The sequence below is a fragment of the Ruegeria sp. genome, assembly GCF_040830605.1.
Taxonomy (GTDB): domain Bacteria; phylum Pseudomonadota; class Alphaproteobacteria; order Rhodobacterales; family Rhodobacteraceae; genus Ruegeria.
Genome location: NZ_JBFOMD010000003.1, coordinates 330,306 through 352,968, shown reverse-complemented (window position 1 = coordinate 352,968; position 22,663 = coordinate 330,306). Strand labels below are relative to the sequence as shown.

19 protein-coding genes are annotated in these 22,663 nt (G+C 61.1%); 6 read left to right on the top strand and 13 right to left on the bottom strand.

Translation table 11 applies throughout. From position 1 onward, the window contains the following. Positions 1 to 6: 6 nt before the first annotated feature. Positions 7 to 1,164, top strand: coding sequence for a Gfo/Idh/MocA family protein (locus AB3N21_RS05640; RefSeq protein WP_367934289.1), 1,158 nt, complete (start codon positions 7 to 9; stop codon positions 1,162 to 1,164). Between the two features lie 7 nt (positions 1,165 to 1,171). Here the strand turns inward: AB3N21_RS05640 and AB3N21_RS05635 are convergent, their stop codons facing one another. Continuing rightward, complete coding sequence (locus AB3N21_RS05635; protein WP_367934288.1) at positions 1,172 to 2,170, bottom strand: LacI family DNA-binding transcriptional regulator; 999 nt, start codon at positions 2,168 to 2,170, stop codon at positions 1,172 to 1,174. Between the two features lie 269 nt (positions 2,171 to 2,439). Between AB3N21_RS05635 and AB3N21_RS05630 the strand changes: the two genes are divergently transcribed. Genes AB3N21_RS05630 through AB3N21_RS05620 form a run of 3 tightly spaced genes read left to right on the top strand, consistent with a single transcriptional unit; the run spans position 2,440 to position 5,670 of the window. Next, positions 2,440 to 3,552, top strand: a complete 1,113-nt coding sequence (locus tag AB3N21_RS05630; RefSeq protein WP_367934287.1) for an ABC transporter substrate-binding protein — start codon at positions 2,440 to 2,442, stop codon at positions 3,550 to 3,552. Between the two features lie 21 nt (positions 3,553 to 3,573). Then, complete coding sequence (locus AB3N21_RS05625) at positions 3,574 to 5,226, top strand: BCCT family transporter (RefSeq protein WP_171173279.1); 1,653 nt, start codon at positions 3,574 to 3,576, stop codon at positions 5,224 to 5,226. Positions 5,227 to 5,229: 3 nt separating this feature from the next. After that, positions 5,230 to 5,670, top strand: coding sequence for an Hsp20/alpha crystallin family protein (locus AB3N21_RS05620; protein WP_367934286.1), 441 nt, complete (start codon positions 5,230 to 5,232; stop codon positions 5,668 to 5,670). 111 nt (positions 5,671 to 5,781) lie between these two features. Here the strand turns inward: AB3N21_RS05620 and AB3N21_RS05615 are convergent, their stop codons facing one another. Beyond that, complete coding sequence (locus AB3N21_RS05615; RefSeq protein WP_367934285.1) at positions 5,782 to 6,684, bottom strand: DUF5666 domain-containing protein; 903 nt, start codon at positions 6,682 to 6,684, stop codon at positions 5,782 to 5,784. Next, on the bottom strand, positions 6,681 to 7,568 hold the full coding sequence (locus tag AB3N21_RS05610; protein ID WP_367934284.1) for a DUF6502 family protein: 888 nt from the start codon (positions 7,566 to 7,568) through the stop codon (positions 6,681 to 6,683). The genes AB3N21_RS05615 and AB3N21_RS05610 overlap by 4 nt, the downstream gene beginning before the upstream one ends. A gap of 67 nt (positions 7,569 to 7,635) precedes the next feature. Between AB3N21_RS05610 and AB3N21_RS05605 the strand changes: the two genes are divergently transcribed. Together AB3N21_RS05605 and AB3N21_RS05600 are read left to right on the top strand one after the other, a co-directional pair. Continuing rightward, on the top strand, positions 7,636 to 9,258 hold the full coding sequence (locus AB3N21_RS05605) for an amino acid adenylation domain-containing protein (protein ID WP_367934283.1): 1,623 nt from the start codon (positions 7,636 to 7,638) through the stop codon (positions 9,256 to 9,258). Next, positions 9,258 to 10,571 (top strand): hypothetical protein, encoded by a 1,314-nt coding sequence (locus AB3N21_RS05600; RefSeq protein WP_367934282.1) that lies wholly within the window; start codon positions 9,258 to 9,260, stop codon positions 10,569 to 10,571. Before AB3N21_RS05605 ends, AB3N21_RS05600 begins: the two co-directional genes overlap by 1 nt. A gap of 49 nt (positions 10,572 to 10,620) precedes the next feature. Here AB3N21_RS05600 and AB3N21_RS05595 read toward each other — a convergent pair whose 3' ends face one another. The 10 genes from AB3N21_RS05595 to AB3N21_RS05550 form a co-directional block, all read right to left on the bottom strand. Next, positions 10,621 to 12,543, bottom strand: coding sequence for a beta-galactosidase (locus tag AB3N21_RS05595; protein ID WP_367934281.1), 1,923 nt, complete (start codon positions 12,541 to 12,543; stop codon positions 10,621 to 10,623). Next, the gene (locus AB3N21_RS05590; RefSeq protein ID WP_367934280.1) at positions 12,540 to 13,400 is read right to left on the bottom strand and encodes an SMP-30/gluconolactonase/LRE family protein; all 861 of its coding nucleotides are present in this window, start codon (positions 13,398 to 13,400) and stop codon (positions 12,540 to 12,542) included. Before AB3N21_RS05590 ends, AB3N21_RS05595 begins: the two co-directional genes overlap by 4 nt. Further along, positions 13,397 to 14,002, bottom strand: coding sequence for a 2-dehydro-3-deoxy-6-phosphogalactonate aldolase (locus AB3N21_RS05585; protein ID WP_367934279.1), 606 nt, complete (start codon positions 14,000 to 14,002; stop codon positions 13,397 to 13,399). Before AB3N21_RS05585 ends, AB3N21_RS05590 begins: the two co-directional genes overlap by 4 nt. A gap of 3 nt (positions 14,003 to 14,005) precedes the next feature. Continuing rightward, positions 14,006 to 14,899, bottom strand: coding sequence for a 2-dehydro-3-deoxygalactonokinase (locus AB3N21_RS05580; protein ID WP_367934278.1), 894 nt, complete (start codon positions 14,897 to 14,899; stop codon positions 14,006 to 14,008). Positions 14,900 to 14,902: 3 nt separating this feature from the next. After that, positions 14,903 to 15,670 carry an SDR family NAD(P)-dependent oxidoreductase gene (locus AB3N21_RS05575; protein ID WP_367934277.1) on the bottom strand — a complete coding sequence of 256 codons (768 nt, stop codon included), beginning with the start codon at positions 15,668 to 15,670 and terminating at the stop codon, positions 14,903 to 14,905. Beyond that, the gene (locus AB3N21_RS05570; RefSeq protein ID WP_367934276.1) at positions 15,670 to 17,382 is read right to left on the bottom strand and encodes an IlvD/Edd family dehydratase; all 1,713 of its coding nucleotides are present in this window, start codon (positions 17,380 to 17,382) and stop codon (positions 15,670 to 15,672) included. Before AB3N21_RS05570 ends, AB3N21_RS05575 begins: the two co-directional genes overlap by 1 nt. After that, positions 17,379 to 19,466 carry an alpha-galactosidase gene (locus AB3N21_RS05565; protein WP_367934275.1) on the bottom strand — a complete coding sequence of 696 codons (2,088 nt, stop codon included), beginning with the start codon at positions 19,464 to 19,466 and terminating at the stop codon, positions 17,379 to 17,381. Before AB3N21_RS05565 ends, AB3N21_RS05570 begins: the two co-directional genes overlap by 4 nt. Next, positions 19,466 to 20,314, bottom strand: coding sequence for a carbohydrate ABC transporter permease (locus AB3N21_RS05560; protein WP_171173266.1), 849 nt, complete (start codon positions 20,312 to 20,314; stop codon positions 19,466 to 19,468). The genes AB3N21_RS05565 and AB3N21_RS05560 overlap by 1 nt, the downstream gene beginning before the upstream one ends. 3 nt (positions 20,315 to 20,317) lie before the next feature. Continuing rightward, positions 20,318 to 21,250 (bottom strand): carbohydrate ABC transporter permease, encoded by a 933-nt coding sequence (locus tag AB3N21_RS05555; protein ID WP_367934274.1) that lies wholly within the window; start codon positions 21,248 to 21,250, stop codon positions 20,318 to 20,320. A 104-nt stretch (positions 21,251 to 21,354) separates the two neighbouring features. Further along, positions 21,355 to 22,611, bottom strand: coding sequence for an ABC transporter substrate-binding protein (locus tag AB3N21_RS05550; RefSeq protein ID WP_367934273.1), 1,257 nt, complete (start codon positions 22,609 to 22,611; stop codon positions 21,355 to 21,357). Positions 22,612 to 22,663 lie beyond the last annotated feature (52 nt).

Below are 22,663 nucleotides of genomic sequence, written 5' to 3'. Positions count from 1 at the left end.
ACAGCCATGGCAAAACTGAAATGGGGCATGATCGGTGGCGGTGAAGGTAGCCAGATCGGCCCGGCCCATCGTCTGGGCGCGGGGCTCGACGGGCTTTTCGAATTCACCGCCGGTGCGCTGGATCACCGGCCGGAGGCTGGGCGCGCCTATGGCCAGACTCTGGGGTTGGCTGCCGACCGCTCTTACGGCGACTGGCGCGAGATGCTGCAGGGGGAAAGGGACCGCGAGGACCGGGTCGATCTGATTACAGTAGCCACCCCGAATGCCACACATTTCGAGATCACCAAGGCGTTCATGGAAACCGGCTTTCATGTGCTCTGCGAAAAACCGATGACCATGACCGTCAATGAGGCGGAAGAGATCGTCAGGCTCAGCCAGGCCACAGGAAAGATCTGTGCGGTGAACTACGGGTATTCGGGCTATTCGCTGGTGCGGCACATGAAAGCGATGGTTGCGCGCGGCGATCTGGGCGCGATCCGGCTGGTTGTGGCGGAATTTGCCCATGGTCACCACGCCGATGCCGCCAACGCCGACAATCCCCGGGTGCGCTGGCGCTATGATCCGGCACAGGCTGGGGTGTCTGCCCAGTTCGCCGATTGCGGTATTCACGCGCTGCACATGGCCTCGTTTGTGACCGGGCAAGAGATCGCGCGCCTGTCCGCGGATACTGTCTCCTGCATTTCCAGCCGCGTGCTCGAAGACGATGCGATGGTGAATTTCCGCATGGACGGTGGCGCCGTCGGTCGTCTCTGGACGTCATCGGTGGCCATTGGCCGCCAGCACGGGCTGACTCTTCAGGTCTTTGGTGAGAAAGGCGGGCTTCGCTGGGCGCAAGAGCAGCCAAACCAGCTCTACTGGATGCCACTCAATGGCCGGCTGCAGGTGATCGAGCGCGGCGAGGCGGGCCTGTCGCCCGAGGCCGACCGCACCACCCGCGTCACCATCGGCCATGCCGAAGGGATGCCGCTGGCCTTTGCCAATATCTACAGCGATCTGGCCGAAGCTTTGCGGGCCGAAAAAGAGGGCCGCGCGATGGACCCAGCGGCGGACTTGTATCCTCGCGCAACCGATGGGCTGCGGTCGATGGCCGCGGTCTACGCCGTCGCGGACTCCGGCAAGGCCGAAGGCGCCTGGGTGGACGCGCGCCCACCGATGTTCCGGTAAGCGAGGCTTATGGGCGGGGCCGCAGCGTGCCCCGCTCGACAATCGTGCAGGGGAAAATCCGCGCCTCCGGATGACGGTCGGGATTGCTGAGCATTGCCTCCATCAACTCAAGTGAGGCCAGAATGATCTCGGGGATGGGCTGCCGGATCGTGGTCAGGTTGATGTTCTGCCAACCGGCCATTTCCATGTCGTTCAGCCCTATGATGCCGACATCCTGCGGCACTTTCCGCCCTGCATCCTGCAACGCGCTCAGTACGCCGATGGACAACACGTCGTCGCCGCAGAAATACCCCTCGGCAAGTTCGCCCTGCAACAATCGCTGCATCTCGTGGCGGCCTGCTTCAAAGGAATAAGCACTGGCAAAGCTCTGACCGACCCGGATATCCGGGTGTTTTTTGAGCTCGGACATGAACCCCTCGTGGCGATCTTGCGTCGAGGTTGCAGTCTTTGGCCCACCAAGGAATGCAACACTGCGATATCCGCGCGCCACCAGTTCGCGCGCGGCCATCCGCCCGCATTCGATGTTGTCAATGCCCACAACATGCACGCCGGGCGTACTGGTCTGACGGCCAAAGGAATGCACGACCGGCACACCCGCCTCGCGAAACGCTTCGGCAAATCCTGGTGACAAGGTCGACGAGGCGACAACAACTCCGTCCACCGAATATTGCCGCAGCATACGGACCGAGTTTTCAGGATCTGTTTCGTCGGTCAGGTTGACCAGTAAGGGCCGCAACCCCTTTTCCTGAAGGCCCCGTGTGAACAGGTCGAAGACCTCAAGAAACACCGGATTGTGGAAGTTGTTGGACACTAGCCCGATCAGCTTGGTCCGACCTGTCGTCAAACTCGAAGCCAACGCGTTCGGGCTGTACCCGAGTTCGGCCGCGGCCTTTTCCACCTTTTTGCGCATCTTTTCAGACACCGAGGCGCCATCGGTGAACGCCCGTGACACAGCCGAGCGCGACACACCAGCGCGCTGTGCAACATCCTTGAGGGTGACCGCCATTCAATACCTCAGAACCATACCAACATACATGGCTTTTACCCAAGATCGGGCGCAAGTGCAGGTGAAATTTGCAATGATGCTGCAACCGATTTCACTCACCACGCGGCGGCAGTCACCCATGAGTGCCGGCTTCGCGAATTGGCGGTGATCCGCTGTGGGGCAAATTTATTTCGTGAAGAACAAATAATTTGTGATCTTATTGCTTGAATCGTTATCAGGTTGCAAGATTACGAAATCTCCGTTGGCATCTCATGACACAGGAGGCTGCATTGACCCCAACAGTAGCACAAGGTTTGGCTCGGCTGACGGCTGCCACCCTCCTTTGCCTCGCACCGTTTCAGGTTCAGGCACATTCCGATCTGACACTGGTGAATTTCGGCGGCAGCGCCGCCCGAGCGCAGATGTTGGCACTGCTCAGACCGTGGGAGAAGGAAACCGGCTCTTACGCCACCATGGAAGAATACAATGGCGGGATCGAGGAAATCCGTCGCCAGGTCGATTCCGCGAACGTCACATGGGACGTGATCGACATGGAGTATTCCGACCTCATTCAGGCCTGCGAGGAGGGCCTGCTTGAGACGTTTGATCTGGGCAGCCTGCCACCGGGCGGGGACGGTACGCCGGCGGCTGAGGATTTCCGGAGCGGCGCTTTGCACGAATGCGGTGTCGGCAATCTGATCTGGTCCACGGTCTACGCCTACAACGGCGACGAGTTTGCCACCGAACCGACGACGATTGCCGATTTCTTCGATGTCGAGGCCTTTCCCGGCAAGCGCGGCATCCGCCGTGATCCACGCGGCATTCTGGAATGGGCGCTGATGGCCGACGGTGTAGCTGCTGGCGACGTCTATTCACAGCTGGGCACGCCACGGGGATTGGACCGCGCCTTTGACAAGCTGGCCGGAATTCACTCGGACATCGTGTGGTGGGAACGTGGGCCGCAACCTGCGCAGCTGCTTGGGGAGGATGCCGTGTCGATGAGCATGGCGTGGAACGGGCGGTTGTTCCGTCCGATCACCGAAGATGGGCGCGATATCCGTATCGTCTGGGACGGGCAGATTTGGGAATACGACCTGTTCGCCATTCCCAAAGGATCGCGCAATCTGCAGGCGGCATTGGACTTTGTCCGCTACGCCACCAGCACCGACAAACTGGCAGAATGGACAACCTTCATCTCGTATGGTCCTGCGCGGAAATCCTCGGCTGCAAAAGTGTCGCCCGAGATGGAGCCGCTTTTGCCCACAAGCGAGGTAAACATGACCAATGCCCTGCGCTACGACTCGCAGTGGTGGGCACAGAACATCGACAAGATTCGTCCGCGGTTTGAAGCCTTCGCATCACCCGATTTCGGGCAAGAGGGCGCTCAGGCTGGCCGTTTCTGAAGCACGAACCCGGAGGAAGAGATGCAAGGACCAAAGATTGACAAAGTCATCTTCTACACGGCGCTCGTCGTCATCGTGTGCTTTTCTGCCCCGCTAGTGATGTTCCCAGCCGATGGCAAGGCCGTTTTGGGCAAGGCACTATCGTGGTCAACCAAGACACTGGGCTGGGCCTACCTATGGTTCACCATCGGCGCGTTCGGCATTCTGGTCTACTTCGCGCTCGGCCGGTTCGGCAAAGTCCGCTTTGGCGGGCCTGACGCGCGGCCCGAATTTTCGCTGCCCAGTTGGGTCGCGATGTTGTTTTGCGCCGGGATCGGCGCCAGCGTGATGTACTGGGGCACCATCGAATGGGCCTATTACTACTCGGGACCACCTTTTGGTATCGAGCCCAAATCACAGACCGCCACCGAATGGGCCGCGATGTATGGCCTGTTTCACTGGGGGTTTACCGCTTGGGCCGTCTACTGCATCCCAACGCTGCCGCTGGCGTATCTCTACTGGAACAAGGGCCGTTCGATCCTGAGGCTGTCCGCTGCCTGCGAAGGGGTTATCGGAAGCAAACATGCCAATGGCACGGTCGGCAAAATGATCGACGTGTTGTTCATGTTCGGTCTGATCGGCGGTGTGGGCACGTCGCTGGGACTTGGGACACCAATGCTGTCGGCGGGTCTGGCTGAGCTGTTCGGGGTCGAACGCAATTTCACGCTGGATCTGATCGTGATCGCAATCTGGTCGGCAATCTTCGGGTTCTCGGTCTATTCCGGGTTGGAGAAAGGCATCAAGGTTCTGTCCGACATAAACCTGTGGCTGATCCTGTTCGTGCTGGGCTTTTCGTTCTTGTTCGGCCCAACCATCTTCATGCTGGACACGTTCACCAACTCCATCGGTCTGTTGGTCCAGAACTTTGTCGAGATGAGTTTCTATGTCGATCCGATCAACAAGGGTCAGAAGTTCATCGAGGCGGCAAATGACGGTAAATCCTACGTCGACGCCGGGGGTACATTCCCTGAATGGTGGACCATCTTCTACTGGGCCTGGTGGATCGCCTATGCGCCCTTCATGGGCCTGTTCGTCGCCCGCATCTCGCGCGGGCGGACGATCCGCGAGCTGATCGCGGTGGAAATCCTTGGCGGTTCGCTGGGCTGCTGGATCTTCTTCGCGGTTCTCGGCAACAGCTCGATGTTCTTCCAGCTTGAAGGCACGCTGGACCTCAGCCAGATGGTGTCCGATGGGCTGGCACCCGAAGCCATCGTGGCCACGATCATGGAACTGGGCGGGCGATCCATCCCGTTTGCCATTCCGCTGCTGATCGTGTTCGTCGTGCTGGCCTTCATCTTCGGGGCCACCACGCTGGATAGTTCGGCCTATACGTTGGCGACTGTTGCGACCGAGGACTCCGGCGAGGCGGTCGAACCTGCCCGTTGGCACCGGTTCTTCTGGGCTATCGCGTTAGCTGCGGTGTCCTTGTCCCTGATGTTCGCGGGCGGCAAGGACAGTCTCAGCGCTCTGCAGGCGGCGTCGGTCGTAGTGGCTCTGCCCCTGATGGTGGTGCTGACCTTGATGGTGATGTCCTTGATCAAGTGGCTCAAGGAAGACTACCCATCTGCCGAACTGGAAGATCCGACGGATGTACGAATTCCGATTTCGTCAACCAAACCAACACCGGGAGAGTAACTCATGGCACAACGTATTGCGTCCCCTTTCGGTACGGTGATCCTGTCGGAGAACCGTCATGAAAACGTGTTGGAACGGGTTTTCGGCGAGGACGCGCCCGAAGGCCCGGCCCGCAACCCGCGTGTGCCGGCGGTTGATGTCTACGAAACGCCAAGCGCCTATATCCTGCTTATGGATTTGCCTGGCGTCCGGAAAGAGGACATCCATGTCAAATACAGTGACGGCACCCTCTCGATCAGCGCCGAGGCCAAAGGGCTGCAACGGGATGACGGCCACTGGATCATGCACGAACGCCGCGTGGGGCGTTACGTGCGCGGTGTCGATCTGGGCCGAAGTGTCGACCCCTCCACGATCTCGGCTGACTACAATGACGGCATTCTCGAACTAACGATTTCAAAACCGTCCGAGGATCAGTCCGAGGCCGTCGAGATCGAGATCGGCTGAGAGGCGCCAAGGCGCACATCACAACCGAAGAACCTATCGGTTGCGGGGCGTTGTCACTCCGCCACTTGGTCTGTTTCTACGTTCCTACTGAACTATAGCGGCTGTCCGGGTTCAGTCCCGGAAGCCGCAATTCAGCTTTTTCGCCGCCTGTCGGGTTTCACTGTCCTGCAATGCCTCACCCGGCACCTCACCCAGGGCGCCGCCCGCGCCGCACTGAATCACCTTTTGTGAGGTACTGATCATCTCGGGTCGTCGTGTGTATGCGACGAGGCCACTGCCCAGGATTGTATAGAGCCCGTCCGGCTGCGGCACGGACAGATAGCCCTCGACCTGCATGATCCGAACCGGTTGCGTGAACAGCCCGGTCTCAAACCGTAAGGCCTGTATGCCGTCCGGCGCAACGACGCCAGTGGCGCGGACAACGTCCCCGGGTGCGAGGTGCAAGAGGTCCATTCCGAACACCGCGGTGTCGCCGATCACCACCCGCCCCTGGTTGTCCCGGCCAAGAAATGTGCCGCTGATCTGAGCCTGCCGCTTGTCTTCGGGAACCGCTGCCAGTTTGGTCGCACGAATATCATCATCGTGCCAAAGGCCACTGACCGCGATCCAGTCACCCACAGACACGCCTTCGATCCGGCCTGCAGCCCGAATTTCGGTGCCAAGGATCGTCATGTGCTGGCCGTCAATTTCATCGACCGGCCCGACCAACGGAAGGACTTGTCGAATATAGGTCGCACGCCAGATTTCGCCTTCCGGCTGAGCAATAACGGCCACCGTATGACCGGGCCTCAGGTCACCAGCGGTGACAACGTCCAGCGAGTCACTCACCACCAAGTCAGGATCGAACATGATGTGCTGACCGTTCACGTAGATACTGCCGATCTCGGTGACCGTCCCCACGATGCCGGTACCGATGATACCACCCTCTCGTTCCTCACCTTCCTGCGCCGCTGCGGCCAATGCACCAAAGGCAATAATGAACAGCCAAACCGCTATACGAGCCACCGGGTTCATTCGCCATCCTCCGTATCCGGTGTGGGCAAGACATATCCTCCAAACGCAAAGCGACCGGTATGGTCACTACCCGCGTCGCGTTCCTGAAGCTCCCGCGCTAAAGCGTTAATCTCTTCAAGCAGCATCTGCGCCTTCTCCGCTGCGGCCGCCGACAATAGATCCACGGCTTCCGGCGACAGATGAGAGTATCTAACCACCCTGTCGAAATGTCTTGTGGCGCCCTTGGGCGCGAGCAGATTGTGAGTGGCAGCCGCAAGATGCGCGGACAAGGTCGCCTGATAAGCCGCGACAAGGGCCTCCCCGCCGGCATCCGGCAGGAAAGCCCGGGTCTGTAGGCGAAACCTGTTATCGGCCAGCGCCTCAACGACTCCTTGGTCCAGCATCGTGGCAAGCACCGTTCCCGGGGCCATGTCAGCCCTTGTCCTGCGGATGATGTCATATATCCCGACATCACCTTCTCGTGGCAGATCCAGAGGCGTGCCATCAGCATTCTGGTACTCGGGAGCCGTGGCCCAGTAGCTGACAGTCATGGCAACCGCGTTTGCCGACCTGACGGAGGGTGCTTTTTCCCCATCCTGACGCAGTCGCTTGACGTCCTTACGGTGCAATCCGGTACGCAGGCTGATCCGGCTGTCGGTGGTGTCGCTGCCCTCGACGTGCATGGCCGCATTCACCAAGGCTTGTTTCAGCGCCTCGGTCGCTGCCTGAACAGTCACCCCCCGCGCGACCATCGCCTGTGCCAAAGGTTCAAGCAAATCGGCCAGCGTCGCGGCAAACGGGTCCTCGGGAATATCGTTCATGCATTTGAGCTTTCGGCGAAATCCCGCATAGCAGTATCGGCATATTTCCGCACTGAACAGGTCTGTGATGGGAAATTGATCCATTGTGAACAGAAAATGGGATTTTTTCCCATTAGCGTGTTCACGCTTGATTATTTTTCAGGAGCCCATCATGCAAGATCTTGCCTCAGGCTTTACATCAGCCTTTTCAAACATTGACGTCACTCGCTCGCAACTGACCTCTGACCCGCTGGCTCATCTCAGCGTCGCGGACCGGGAACGGTTCCTCGCCTTTGGCTGGGGGGCCGAACAGGCACCCAAGGTCCCGACAATCGTTGAAGCCATCGATCATCAGGCAAAGACCCAGCCAGAAGCGATCGCGGCCGAGCACAACGGGTGCACACTGACTTATGCCGAGCTTGATGCCGCAGCAAACCGCGTGGCCTCGGTGTTGCGTGCACATGGCGTGCAGCGCGGCGACGCCGTGTGCCTGTATCTTCACCGCTCACTTCCCATGCTGGTTGGCATCGTTGCCACAATACGGGTTGGCGCGGCCTATGTACCCCAGCATGTCGGAGTAACGCCCAAAGACACCTTGCGCCACATCGCCAGGGTGACCGGCGCACGGGTGATCCTGTCGCTGCAGGAACTGTCCGATCAGGTGCCTGTTGCCAGCGATCAGAGCCTAGTCACCATCGACACCGTCATGTTCGATCCTGCGCTGGATGCAGACGCCCCGCCGCGCGAGGAATTCGCGGCGCAGCCCGACGATCTGGCCATGATTCTGTTCACCTCCGGCACTACCGGCGTGCCGAACGGCGTGCAGGTCACGCACAAGAACCTTTGCAACATCCTGTTAACCGCACCGGGCGATCTTGGGATGCGGCCCGGGATGCGGGTGGGTCAGATCCTGTCCATCGCTTTCGACATGGCCGCATGGGAGACTCTGGGCGCCCTCAGCAACGGCGCCACGCTGGTCATTCGCGGCAAGTCGATTCAGGACACCGCTGAACAGGTCGATGTGCTGATCGCAACGCCCTCGATCCTGAACTCGCTGGAGGCCAGCCGCTGCCAGCAGATCAAGGTGGCCGCCGTCGCCGGTGAGCCCTGCCCTCGTCCGCTGGCCGATCTCTGGGGCAGTTTCTGCACTTTCTACAACTCGTGCGGGCCGACCGAGACCACGATCATCAACACTGCCGAGCCGCATTTTCCGGACAAGCCGGTGCTGTCGATCGGACGCCCGACGCCCAACAACACCGTCTACATTCTGGACGAGAACCTGCGCCCGCTACCCATTGGCCATAAGGGCGAGATGTGGGCGGGTGGCGATTGTGTGACCGCCGGATATCTGGCCAACCCAGAGCTGACCAGCGAGCGCTACAAACCCGATCCGTTCCGCCCCGGCCATATGATGTTCCGCACTCGCGATTTGGGCCGCTGGACCGAGGACGGCGAGTTGGAGCACTTCGGGCGCGTGGACGATCTGGTGAAAGTGCGCGGTTTCCGCGTCGAGCTTGACGGCGTGACGAACGCGCTTGAGGCGTCGGAATGCTGCCAGCAGGCCGTCACGCTGAAATACGACAGCCGCAATTTGGTGAGCTTCATCTCGCCCTCGACCGCCTGTCCGAAGCGCGCGGCACAATCGGTGGCGAACCGGCTGCCCTATTATTGCAGCCCCACGGTGGTACTGCCGATGGAGGCCTTGCCCCGCACCCCGCGCGGCAAGCTGGACAAGCGGTTGTTGCTGAAACTGGCGCAAGACCATATCGCGGCGCAAGGCGTGGAGCTGAACTGATGACCACGCAGACGACCAATCTCGAAACCCGCCCCCTCAACTGGCGGCGGGTGACCCGCCATCCTGCTTTCATGGAGTATCGCCGTCTGGCCTTTCTGGTGGCGGTGGTGAACCTGACAATGTTTGTCCTGGGCCTGCGCGACGGGCGCTGGTTCACGGCAGACGGCTATGCGCTGGGTGCCATCGCGGACATGGCACTGATCAATCTCAGCATGGGCATCCTGATCCGGCAACAACGGGTGGTGAATGCGCTCTTCTGGCTGGCGACCCGGGTGCCGGTCTCGTGGCCGCTCTGGATACGCTGGGGCGCGGGCAAGGTGTTCCATTTCGGCGGGCTGCATTCCGGCGGCACCGTCGCCGGGACGGTCTGGTTCGGGTTCCTGCTGTCTGCGATGATCTCGAACCGGGCGGCGGGTGCGGCGCTGCCTTCGGATCTGACGCTGGGCCTGAGCGCGACGATGGTGATTCTGATGACGCTGATGATCGTCTCGGCGCTCGGACCCATCCGGGCGCGGTTCCACAACACGTTCGAAAAGATCCACCGCTTTGTCGGCTGGACCGTGCTTGGGCTGTTCTGGGCCCAGACCGTCTCGATCACCCGCGACGCGGGCGGAGAGTTGATGCAGACCCCGGCCTTCTGGATGTTGTGCCTGATTACCCTGTCCATCGTCTCGCCCTGGCTGACGCTAAAACGGGTGGATGTGGAGATCGTCAAACCCTCGAACCACGCGGTTCTGGCGCGGTTCGACTACGGCGACACGCCCTTTCCCGGCAGCTCGAACGCGATCAGCCATACGCCCTTTGGTGAGTATCATTCCTTTGCCAACATCCCGTCCCCGGACCGGTCCGGCTACCGTCTGGCGATCAGCCGTGCAGGGGACTGGACCGGGCGGTTCATCGACAATCCTCCGGACAAGGTCTGGGTCAAGGGGATCACCACGTCAGGCGTGGCGCGGATCGAGGTGCTGTTCCGCAAAGTGGTCTATGTCGGCACTGGCTCGGGTATAGGTCCGATCCTGCCGCATCTGCTGGCGGGCGATGTGCCCAATCGGCTGATCTGGTCCACCCGGGCTCCCCGCAAGACCTATGGCGACGCTCTGGTGGACGAGATCGAGGCGCATACCGAGAATCCGCTGATCTGGGACACCGATGCGCAGGGCAAGCCCAACCTGTCGGCCCTGGCCTTGCAAGCGGTGCGTGAAAGCGGCGCTGAGGCGGTAATCGTGATCTCGAACCAGAAGCTGACACGCAAGGTCGTGCATGACATGGAAAGCCTCGGCATTCCGGCTTATGGCGCGATCTGGGATAGCTAGAGCCGTTTGACCACCGTGGGAGCGGATCGATACGACCCGCTCCTGCATTTTAGCTCAGGTTCAGCCTTTTGCCTTTGTGCCAGATGGCCACTTCGCGGGGTGCGTAGCTGTGCCCCTCCCACTCAACGGTGCTGTTGGCGTAGTTGAACACGAAGGAATGATCGCCCAAAGACCTTCGGCGCAGGCCCTCGGGCATCCGGGTCAGCGTCAATCCCGCCTGCTCTGCCGCCTTCTCAATGATCCGGTCCCACAGGGCATCGTCCGGAAATCCGGCGAGATACCACAGGCCCGGCTTTGCCAGTGCCATCGGCGCGCCGTCCTCGAACTGGAACGGGGCTTCCACCGAACCGGACACCCGCTCGCACCAATGCCGCACTGTGCCACCTCCGACCACCGGCCTCGCAACTGCGGGCGGCAGGCTCTCTACCAGATCCACATGGCAGTCGAACTCTTTAATGCCCGGACGGCCTGCATTTGGGATGCCGAACTCGGCGGTGATCGCACCACTGCGGGGTCCTGTGACCGCAAGGCCGGGTGTGTAATTGAGGGCCTGCGCCAACGAATTGTCGAGTTCGGCCACACAAGGGGCGAGGATCAGGGAATAGCCTTCGAAATCCCGACAAGAGCTGGGCAGGATATCCACCGACAGTCCCGCACGGCGCAGGGCGCGGTAGGCCGAGAAGACCAACCGGAAATAGTCGAACCCCGCCCCTTGCGGTTGCGTGGCCCACGCCCAGTCGGACGGGTAATCGAACAGGATGGCCACCTGCGCCCTGGCCGTTGCCAGATCCGGCAGTTGCTCCAGAACCTCAGAGACCTCCTGCGCCTCGGCCAGACCCGGCGCGGGCCGCCCGTCTGGCTGCAACAACCCCGCATGCATCTGCTCCTGCCCGAACGGTGCCTGCCGCCAGCGGAAATAGCTAACCACCTCGGCCCCATGCGCCACCGCCTCGAGCGACCACAGCCGCACCATGCCCGGTAGCGGAGCCGGGTTGTACGGCGCCCAGTTCACCGGGCCCGGCTGTTGCTCCATCACCCACCAACGACCGCGCCCCACGGCGCGGTAGAGATCATGGTGAAAAGCCTGCATGTCCGGATCGCCCTGTTGCAGGAACGCCTGCTTGTGCGCATCCTCTGCCTCGAGTCGGTCCGAGAGAAACCCGATCGGGTAGCTGTCCCAGCTGGCAATATCCAGATCCGCCCCGACCTCGAAATGATCAAAGTCGAGAACACGGCCCATATAGTTGTGGATCAATGGCGCCTCGGTATGCCGACCCAGCACATCCGTCTGCACCCGATTGAACGCCGCCACCTGATCCGAGCTGAACCGACGGAAGGCCAACACATGGGCCGGGTTCGCCTCGGTTACGGTCTGGTTCGGAGGGTCGATCTGGTCGAAGGACTGATACTCCATCGACCAGAACGCATTGCCCCAGGCCTCGTTCAGTTTCTCTACCGAGCCGTAGCGATCCGCCAGCCAGCGCCTGAACGCCGCAGCCGCAGCGTCGGAGTAGCTGACGGTGGTGTCGTGACAGCCATATTCATTGTCGATCTGCCACGCGGCCACATGAGGATTGGCCCCATAGCGCGCGCCCAGAATGTCCACGATCCGGGCACATTCTTCGCGGTATCCCTGATGGCTAAAGCAATAATGCCGCCGCGAGCCGAACTTGCGCGGGCGGCCATCTGCATCCGCCGCAAGCATGTCTGGGTGACGATCCAACATCCAGCGCGGCGGCGTTGCGGTGGGTGTACCCAGCACCACCCTCAGCCCCGCCGCGCCCAGTGTCTCGATGGCCCGATCCAACCAGTCCAGTTGCAACTCGCCGGGCACGGGCTCCGTCCGGCTCCACGCGAACTCGCCGACCCGAACCCAGCGCAGGCCGGTCTCGATCATCAGCCGCGCGTCTTCGGCCCAGCGGGCCTCGGGCCAGTGCTCGGGGTAGTAACAGACACCCAGTTCCGGTTTCATAGAATGACCCTGTGCTCCGCCTGCCCCTTGCCCGCTTGCTCGCTGGCAAAGGTCATGCCATTGCGCGGTTCAGCCTCCAATGCCTGAGCATCCAGCCCCTCTCTTGCCGTCGTGCAATAGAGCGTCGACAGGTCCGGCCCACCAAAGGCGGGGCAGGACGTGTGCTGCGCCGGAAACTCACATGCCCGAAGAAACTGCCCGTCCGGTGTATATGCGGCAATGCGGCTTGCACCCCATTGCGCAACCCAAAGATTACCCTCGGCATCCACAACCGCGCCGTCCGGGTTCAATCCAGCATCTTTCAGGTCGAGGAACGTCTCAGCCTCACTCACAGGCCAGCCGGTTTCGGCCTCCAACGCCCATCGCATGACGCGGCGCGTTGTGGTATCCGTGTAGTAGGCGCAGGACCGGTCGGGCGCGAAACAGATCGCATTGGAGATGGTGATACCCGGCACCAGCTGCCGTAACTCGCCCCGGTAATAGCGATAGATGGCACCCGCCGCCTTTTCGGCGTTCTTGCCCATGGTGCCGATCCAGAACCCGCCCCATGGATCGGCACGCCCATCATTCGAGCGGGTCACAGGATTGTCGGCCTCAAGCGCCACAACCAACTCGCGCGAGCCGTCAGCGATATCAAACCGCCACAGCCCGGTTTCCGAGGCGATCAGCAGCCTGTCGTGATCCACCCAACCCGCGGCCGAGACACGCTCACCAAAGGTCCAGCTTTCCTGCTGGTCGCCCTTCCGGGTCAAGAGTTGCTTGCCCATGATGTCGAACCAAAACAACTGTTGCCGCTCGGGATGCCACAGAGGCCCCTCGCCCAACTCACAGGCGCGGTCGTCGAAAACCATGGTCATGCCGCCGCCTCGTCATGGGCCGCCACGATCCTTGCGGCCTGAGTGGCCACCTCGGACACCGACATGCCCGGCGTGTAGAGCGCTGAACCGATGCCGAACCCATCGGCACTGGCCGCAATCCACTCACCGAAATTCTCCGGCCCAGCACCTCCCACGGCGTAGACCTGCGTGCCCTTTGGCAGCACGGCGCGCAGGGCGGACAGGCCCGATGTCCCCGCCATTGCGCCGGGAAACAGTTTCAGACCCGACGCGCCCGCCTTGAGCGCGGCAAACGCCTCGGTTGGGGTGAAAATCCCCGGCCAGCTTTCCAGCCCCAGCGCCCGGCTGCGCGCGATGACTTCGGTGTCGCAATTGGGTGAGACGATCAGCTTGCCGCCTGCGTCGGCCACGGCCTCGACCTCGTCAACGGTCAGAACCGTTCCGGCGCCGATCAGGGCGCGGGCACCACAGGCCTCTGCCATAGCGGCGATGCTCTGCAAGGGCTCGGGCGAGTTTAGCGGTACCTCGATCTGGTCGATCCCGGCGGCGATCAGCGCCTCGGCCATCGGCACGGCCTCGTCCGGGCGCAGGCCGCGTAGAATGGCAATGATAGGTCGGCTCATATCTCAGCTCTCCAGCAGATTGCGGGCCGCGGACAGCCCGGCGAGCGTCATGTCCTGCGCGTCGGCCAGAGTGACAAACGCCCCCTGTCGCCGCAACGCGGTGGCGTAGGTCTCGGCAATACCAGGCGCGCCGATCACGGCCAGTTGCTGGCCCAGCCAATAGGGCCGTGCAGCCGCAAGTTCAGCACCGATCAAGAGCCCGGACAGGCGCGCGCGCGCCAAGTTGGGATCCTGCCCCTCAAGCAGATCCTGCGCACGCAGACCGAAGAGGCGGGATGCAAGATTTTCCGGTTTCGAGAGCATGTCATCCACACTCTCGGCAAAAGCACCCGCATCCCAACCATCGCCAACCGAGTGGCGCAGAACCGACTGGCTGCCCAGCAGCTCAAACAGCTCACCGGTCATGAAGGTGCGGAAGCTTACCACCTCACCTGCGCTGATCTGCGCCCATTTGGTGTGAGTGCCGGGCAGGCAGATCACCCCGTCCCAGTTCTGGTTTTGGGCGAGCAACCCGGCGATCTGGGTCTCTTCCCCGCGCATCACGTCCGCCGGTTTGACCTGTTTGAGGCCGGGCACCACATGCGCCCGCAAGCGCGGGCCTGTGTCCGGCACCCGCACCGGCGGCACCGGAAGCGGCGCGGCGGGCACGGCGCTATAGGGCGCCTCGACCCAGCCCTGCCGGGCACCCACCATGCCGCAGGCGATCACGTCAACTGGGCCATCGCCGATCCAGTCACCGACAAGCTCCAGCAAGGCTGGCTCGAACCCGTCGCGACCCAATCGGGACATGCCGTTCCCGGATACAGCTTCGGCCACGGCAGTTTCGCCACGCATCGCCCAGGCCCGCAGGCAGGACGTGCCCCAATCTACCGCAATCCATTCTGCGTTCACGCTCATCCCTTATCCTGTCGTCACAACGCCACCATCGACCACCATGCATTGCCCGGTCATCATGCGGCTGGCTTCGGAGGCCAGAAACAGGGTCGGCGCAATCATGTCCTCGGGCGCCAGATGTTCCTTGAGGCATTGCCGCCCGAGATGCGCGGCAAGGTCCTCGGGCGTCGCCCATTGGTCGAGCTGCTTTTGCGTCAAAACCCAACCAGGCGCCATCGCATTTACGCGGATGTTCTGCGGGCCCAGTTCACGGGCGAGCGACCGGGTCATGCCGGTGATGCCCGCATTGGCGGTGGTGTAGGCCGGGTAACCCGCATTGCCCATCATGTAGCTGATCGAGCTGAAATTGATGATCGAGCCGCCATTCTCAGCCATCTGCCGGGCGGCCTCCTGACAGGCAAAGAAATAGGCCTTGAGGTTGACCGCCTGCATCCAGTCCCAGAAGTCGGGCGTTGCCTCTTCCAGCGTATGCCGCTGGTCGTTGGCGGCGTTGTTGACCAGCACCTTGAGCGGTCCGTGCGCCTCGGCGGCCTTCGTCATCGTGGCGCGCAGTTGGTCGGTGTCGGTGATGTCGCCTTGTAAAAACAGGGGAGCACGTCCGTGTTTGGCCTCCATCTCCGCCACGAAGGCACTTGCATCGGAGCGCCCGATAAAGCCAACATTGGCGCCTTGGGCCATGAACCCATCCGTGAGTGATGCGCCGACACCCGAACCGCCACCGGTGATATAGACCGAGGCCCCGTTCAGGTCCGGGAAGGTTGCGATCTGTTCCATCAATGGCTCTCCCGTGTCACTAGCCGCGTGTCCTTGCCGGTGAGGAAGTCCAGATCGGCCCCCTGATCCGCCTGCAACACGTGGTCGACATAAAGCTTGGCATAGCCGCGCGTGTAATGCGGCGGGTCCGGCTGCCAGGCGGCGCGGCGGGCCTCAAGCTCTGCCTCGTCCACCAGCAGCTCCAGTATGCCCTGGCTGGCCGAGACGCGAATGCGGTCACCGGTCTTGACCAGCGCCAGCAGGCCACCGGCCTGCGCCTCGGGGCTGACATGCAGGATCACGGTCCCATATGCGGTGCCCGACATGCGGGCGTCCGAAATACGGATCATGTCACGTACGCCCTGTTTCACCAGCCGTCCGGGGATCGGCATGTTGCCGACCTCGGGCATGCCGGGATAACCCTTGGGGCCACAGCCCTTGAGGACAAGGATTGTTTCGGGCGTGACCGGCAGATCGTCGCGGTCGATATTGGCCTTCAGGTCCTCAATGCTGTCGAAGACATAAGCCTCGGCTTCGGTCTCCAGCAGCATGTCGGTGGCGGCCGAGGGCTTCACGATGGCCCCGTTGGGCGCCAGATTACCGCGCAGAACGCGCAAACCAGCTGCCGGTTTCACCGGCGCGTCGAAGGCATGGATAACATCGCGGTTGAAGCATTCGGCGCCTTCGTAGTGGGCCGAGATGTACTTGTTCAGAACCGTCGTTGCCGGGCGCAGGTGGTCTTTCAGCTCGGACAGAACCACCGGCATGCCACCGGCATAACAGAAATCCTCCATCAGGTATTTTCCGGAAGGCATGCAGTTGACCAACAGAGGGATCTCCGAGCCGATCTCAAAATCCTGCAAGGTCAGTTCGACGCCCACGCGGCCCGCCAGCGCCAGCAGATGCACCACCGCGTTGGTCGATCCGCCGACGGCTGCATTGGCCAGAATGGCGTTCTCAAAGGCCTCCTTGGTCAGGATATCCGAGGGTTTGAGGTCCTCGTCGACCATCTCGACGATCCGTTTTCCGGTTAGATGCGCCAGCGCCATGCGGCGGGCATCCACAGCAGGAAGAGCCGCGTTGGTGGGCAGGCTCATCCCCATCGCCTCGACCAGAGAGGCCATGGTGCTGGCGGTGCCCATGGTCATGCAGACCCCGGCACTGCGGGACATCCCGGATTCGGCATTCATAAAATCCTGCAGGGTCATCTCACCGGCGCGCACGGCCTCGGAGAATTTCCACACATCGGTGCCCGAGCCGATATCCTGTCCGCGATACTTGCCATTCAGCATCGGGCCGGAACTGACCACGATGGAGGGCAGATCGACCGACGCTGCGCCCATCAGTTGCCCCGGCGTGGTCTTGTCGCAGCCACCCAGCAGCACGACGCCGTCGATACCGTAGGCGCGGATGGATTCCTCGACATCCATGGCCAGCAGGTTGCGGAACAGCATCGCGGTGGGCTTCATCTGGGTTTCGCCCAGCGACATGACCGGGAATTCAACCGGGAAGCCGCCGGCCTCCCACACGCCCCGCTTCACGCCCTCGGCCAGGTCGCGCAGGCCCGAATTGCAGGGGGTCAGTTCAGACCAGGTATTGCAGATGCCGATAACGGGCCGGCCGTCAAAGGCGTGGTCGGGAAAGCCCTGATTCTTCATCCAGGACCGGTGGATGAACCCGTCCTTATCGAGCTTTCCGTACCAGTGTTGCGAGCGACGTTTCTCATTGCTCATAGTTTTTCACCTTCGATGACCCACATGGATTGTGGGAAGCTCCACGGTAGGGTCAGCCCATAACTCATCAGATATTGTCCGCTTAACGTGACGGGCTGCTGTTTCAGGACCGGGTTGCCGCGCGACAACGTTGGCGGTGCCTCGGCTGTTCGGCGCAGTTCTACGCGGTACAGCGCTTCCGCCTCGAGCCGCGTCAACCGCAACGGTCGCGGCGCAATCTGAGCCGACGTTGCAGCCTTGCCCGCAAACACCACGAAACGCGATCCGTCGCTGGTTTGTTGCTGTTCGGCGATTACGGCTGGGTCGGGGCTGTCGAGTCGCAGAATATCCGCAGAATACAGCCAGTCGCGGTTGGCCTTCCACCATGTGGTCACGCCGCGCAGTACTGCTGCCTCATCTTCGGTCAGCTCGCGGGGGTCCATCTCGAACCCCATATGGCGCTGCGCCGCCACCCAGGCACGGAAACGGATATCCAATACGCGGCCCGAAGTGTGGCAGACGCGCGGGCCGACATGGCTACCGGTGACCGCCATGGGCAGGAAGATCGCCGCGTTGTGCTGAATGCGTAGCCGCTCCAACGCATCATTGCTGTCGCTCAGCCAGACCCGTTGAGTGCGTTTGAGGATGCCGAAATCGATGCGCCCTCCGCCTGACGCGCAGCTTTCGATTTCCACATGCGGGAAATCGGCGCGCAATCGGTCGATCAGCGCATAAGAGCCCCGCGTCTGCGCCGCGTCAGGCATCGGCAATACACGGTTGTGGTCCCACTTGATATAATCGATGTCATGCGCCGACAGGATCGCGGCCATTCGCTCATAAAGGAACTCCCGCACTTCCGACAGCGCCATGTTGAGCGCCTTTTGCTGGCGGCCTAAAATCTGATCCTCACCTCCCAGCGCCCATTCCGGGTGGGCCCTGTGGATCGAGCTGTCAGGGTTGATCATCTCAGGCTCGAACCAGATGCCGAATGTCATGCCCAGCGAGTGTACATGCTTGATCAGCGGGTCCAGGCCTTCGGGGTATTTGCGCTGATCGACCTCCCAGTCTGACAGCGACGAGGTGTCATCGTCGCGCTGCCCGAACCAGCCGTCGTCCAGTACAAAGCGTTCCGCACCCAGGTCGGCGGCGCGCGTCGCGATGTCCTTTAATTCCGGCAGGTTGTGGTTGAAATAGACCGCTTCCCAGCAATTGTAGTGCACGGGCCGGGGGCTGTCCGGCTTTGGAAACGTGACGATCCGGTCGCGCAGATGACGCTGGAAAGCCACAGCACAGCCATTGATTCCGTCATTGGAAAACACTGCGTAGAGTGGCGCGGTTTCGAACCGGGTCTGGGCATCGCGCTCCATCCGCGCGGCCTGTCCGAACTGGATTTGACGGCGACCATCAGGCAATTCCTCGGCCACCATCCTATGACCGCCGGACCAGCCGAAATGGAAGCCATACGCCTGTCCCTGGGCATTTGTTGCCCCTCGCACGGGCACGATCAGGCCTGGAAAATGCTCATGGCCCGTGCGCCCGGTGCGGTTCTCGCGATACCGGATACCGGGTGACCAGGCAGTCCGGTTCATCTGAAACTCGCCGCACCAACGCCCGGCAAAATCCAGCATCTCATCCGACAATTGCGGTGCGGGGAAAACCGGCGCGCTGAGCCAGTGGAGCAGCACGGGACGATCCGCCTCAAGGGTTGCCTGCGCCTCGATAATGTGGGTCTTGGGGTCGATCGAAAATCGCGCCGAATAGGTCAACCTATCCGTTTCGTCACGGTAAGTCAGGACGATTTGACGCTCGTCAACCTCTTCGCTTTCATAACAGAACTTGGGCAGTAGCGGCCTGCCCCCACCATCACGGACGATAAGCCCAGGCTGGCCCGGAAAACTGCGGGTGGCCTCGGGACAGATGGACAGTTCCGGGTTGGCATCCAACATGCCGCCGGTAACGTCAAGGCCGTAGGCCTGGAACAGCGTTTCCTGGTTTTCGCCATCTGGTAGGCGAGGCCCGAAATAGACGACTTCGGGAAGGTGCTCGCGATGGGCCGCGAGCACCAGGGATTGTCGCTCATCATGAAGCGACCAGGTTCTTATCATTACTTGACGGCTCCAAGGGTAAGACCCGCGATGAAGTGTTTCTGCATGAGGAAGAACATGGCCACCGGGGGAAGCGCTGCAACGATACTGCCTGCGCTCATCAGATGATAGGCGGCCCGGAACTGGGCATTGAAGCTGGTGATGCCTGCGGTCACCGGCTGGCTTTCCGCACCTTGGGTCAGCACCACCGCCCAGAAATAGTCGTTCCAGATGAAGGTGAACATCAGCACCGACAGAGCGGCCAGTGCCGGCTTCATCAGCGGCAGCACCACATACCAGAAGATCTTGATTTCGCTGATGCCTTCGACCCGGGCGGCCTCGATCAAGGCAAAGGGCAGCGCCTTGATGAAGTTGCGCATGAAGAGGGTGCAGAACCCGGTTTGGAAGGCGATGTGGAACAGAACCAGCCCGGTCTTGGTGTTATAAAGACCAAGGTCCAGGGTCAGGTCGCGCACTGGCACCATCAGGATCTGGAACGGGACGAAGTTGCCCGCCACGAACATGAAGAAGATCCACATGTTTGCACGGAACTTGTAAATCCCAAGCGCAAAGCCGGTCATCGTGCTGAGCGCCACCGCGCCGATCACCGTCGGAACGGTGATCAGGACTGAGTTCAGCATGTAGCGCGGCATGTCGCTGTTGAAGAAGACCTGCCCGTAATTATGCATCAACTCGAAAGAAGACGGCAGTCCCCAGTAGTTGGCGTTGACGAAATCGGCATCTGGTTTGACCGAGAACAGAGCCACCGCCAGCAGCGGCCCCAGCCACATCAGCAGGGCGATGGGCAGAAGCGCCTTGTAGGTGAGTTGGGCTGCCTTGGGCTGTTTTTCGATTGGTGTCGGAAACATGGCTTAGTGTCCCTTCTCTTCACTGTACATCGACCAGAGGAAGTAAACGATGAAGCACATCATGATCATGAACAGCACCACTGCGATGGCGGCGCCATAGCCCATGCGGAAACCGTATTCCGAGAGAGCCACCTCGAACATGTAATAGGCCAGCACGCGGGACGAGCCGAACGGACCACCCTGTGTCATGACCGAAATCAGGTCAAAGGATCGCAGTGCGCCGATGATGGTGACGACAAAGGCGATAAATGTGGCGGGCCGCAATTGCGGTAACACGATATACCACAGCATCCGTGCGCCTTTGGCACCGTCCAAGCGGCCAGCCTCGATCTGTTCGGGATCTACGGCGTTCAGGCCGGTGAGATACAGGATCATGCAATAGGCGGTCTGTGGCCAGAGCCCGGCCAGGATGATACCGTAGGTGACCAGATTTTCGTTGCCAAGAACGTTGATCGGACCCGCCCCGAACAGCCCTAGAAACTGGTTCAGCAGGCCAAAGGTGGGGTCGTAGAACCAGGTGAAGACCAGCCCAACCACAACCTGGCTGATGACAAAGGGAAAGAAGAACAACGACTTGTACAGCCGGATGCCCCAGATGGTCTGGTTCAGCAGCAGGGCAATGAACAGACCCGCCGGAATCGCCAGAAGATACAAAACCAGCCAGATCAGATTGTTCTTTAGCGAGACATAGAATGCGTCGCGATCAACCCACTCATAGTACAAGTCTTCATAGTTGCGCAGACCGATATACTCCGCCTCACCAAGCCCGTCCCACTGATAAAGAGACAGATTGAAGGACTGGAATACGGGGGCAATTACATAGACCAGAAAGAACAGAATCCCCGGGGCCAGAAACAGCCATGGGGCGATCGCTTGTTGGTTGCGGTGGAACCAGCTTTCGGGTTCGGCTTGGGATAGGTCTGTGGTGGCTGTCATGGCGACAATCGCTCCGCAGGTTCGGGGTGACGGGACGGCGGGACATACCCCGCCCTCCCCATTGGCCTAGGCGCGGCGGAGGTCTCACCCCGCCGCTCTGCTCGTTATTTGTAGATGCGCTTGCGGGCGCGTTCGAGCTTGGACAGGATACGGTCCAGGTTGTCGGGCTTGATCATGAACTCCTGAAAGCCTTCCATCGACACCTTGGCCATCTCGGCCGGAGCGTCGCGGTCCCAGAACTGGGCGACACCGCCAGTGCTGTTCGAACTCAGCATTTCAAAGCCTTGCTGCAGGAATTTGTCGTCATCCACGCTGGATTGCGCATTGACCGGCAGCTGACCAAGGTTCTTGCCGTTGTTGATGATCGTCTGTTCCTCTGGCGAGGCTGCAAAACGCAGGAACGCACGCGCGGCTTCCTTGTTCTTCGCAGCGGACGGGATGTGGAACGTGTCGGTCGGCGCATCCTCCGAGAGTGCGACGTCGGGATTGATCTTGACGAACTGGTAGAAGTCCAACTGATCATCGGTCAGGCCAGAGTCGCGCAGCGGTGCCACGGCGAAGTTGCCCATCAGATAGGCCGCCGCCTCACCATTGACCATGAAGGGTAGCGCCTCCTGCCAGCTGTAGGTCTGGTGGTTGTCGATGAACGCGCCCATGTCGATGAGCTCTTTCCAGTTGGCGAAGGTCTGCTTGACCCGGTCATCTTCCCAGCTGACCTTGCCTCCGGCCAGATCCATATGGAAATCAAAGCCGTTGGTACGCATGTTCAGATAGTCAAACCAGCCGCCCGCGGTCCACAGGAACTTGGTCCCGATGGTATAGCAGGCCCGGCCCGACTCGACGATCTTGGCGCAGTTGGCCTTTTCCTCTTCCCAAGTGGTGGGTTCGCTCAGGCCCAGCTCTTCAAAGATGTCTTTACGGTAGTAGACGCCCCACTGATAGTAGGTATAGGGCACGCCCCACTGCTTGCCATCGATGGTCATCGCACCTTTGGTCGATGCCAGATTGTCGGCGATTTCAGGCTCGGCCCAGAGGTCAGACACATCCTCGAACAACCCGGCCTCGACATAAGGGCGCATGCGGTTCGCCGCGTACCATGTAGCCACATCGGGCGCGTTTGCGGTCAGAAAGTTACGGATCTGCGTCTTGTAGGCCTCACGGTCGATCACCGTGATCTCGATATTGAGATCCGGGTTTTGCTCCCCAAAACGCCCAATCATCTCTTCCATTGTCGCGCGCGGCGCCGGGTTGGACGTGTCCAGGAAAATCGTGAGGTCGCCGGTCAGTTCGGCCTTGGCCGGTACGGCAAACGCAAGGCCGACCGCAACGGCGGCGGCGGTCCGCTTCAAGATGGAATGCATGGTTTCCTCCCTATTGCTTCCATTTAGTTCCAATATTTGAAACTAGAATTTA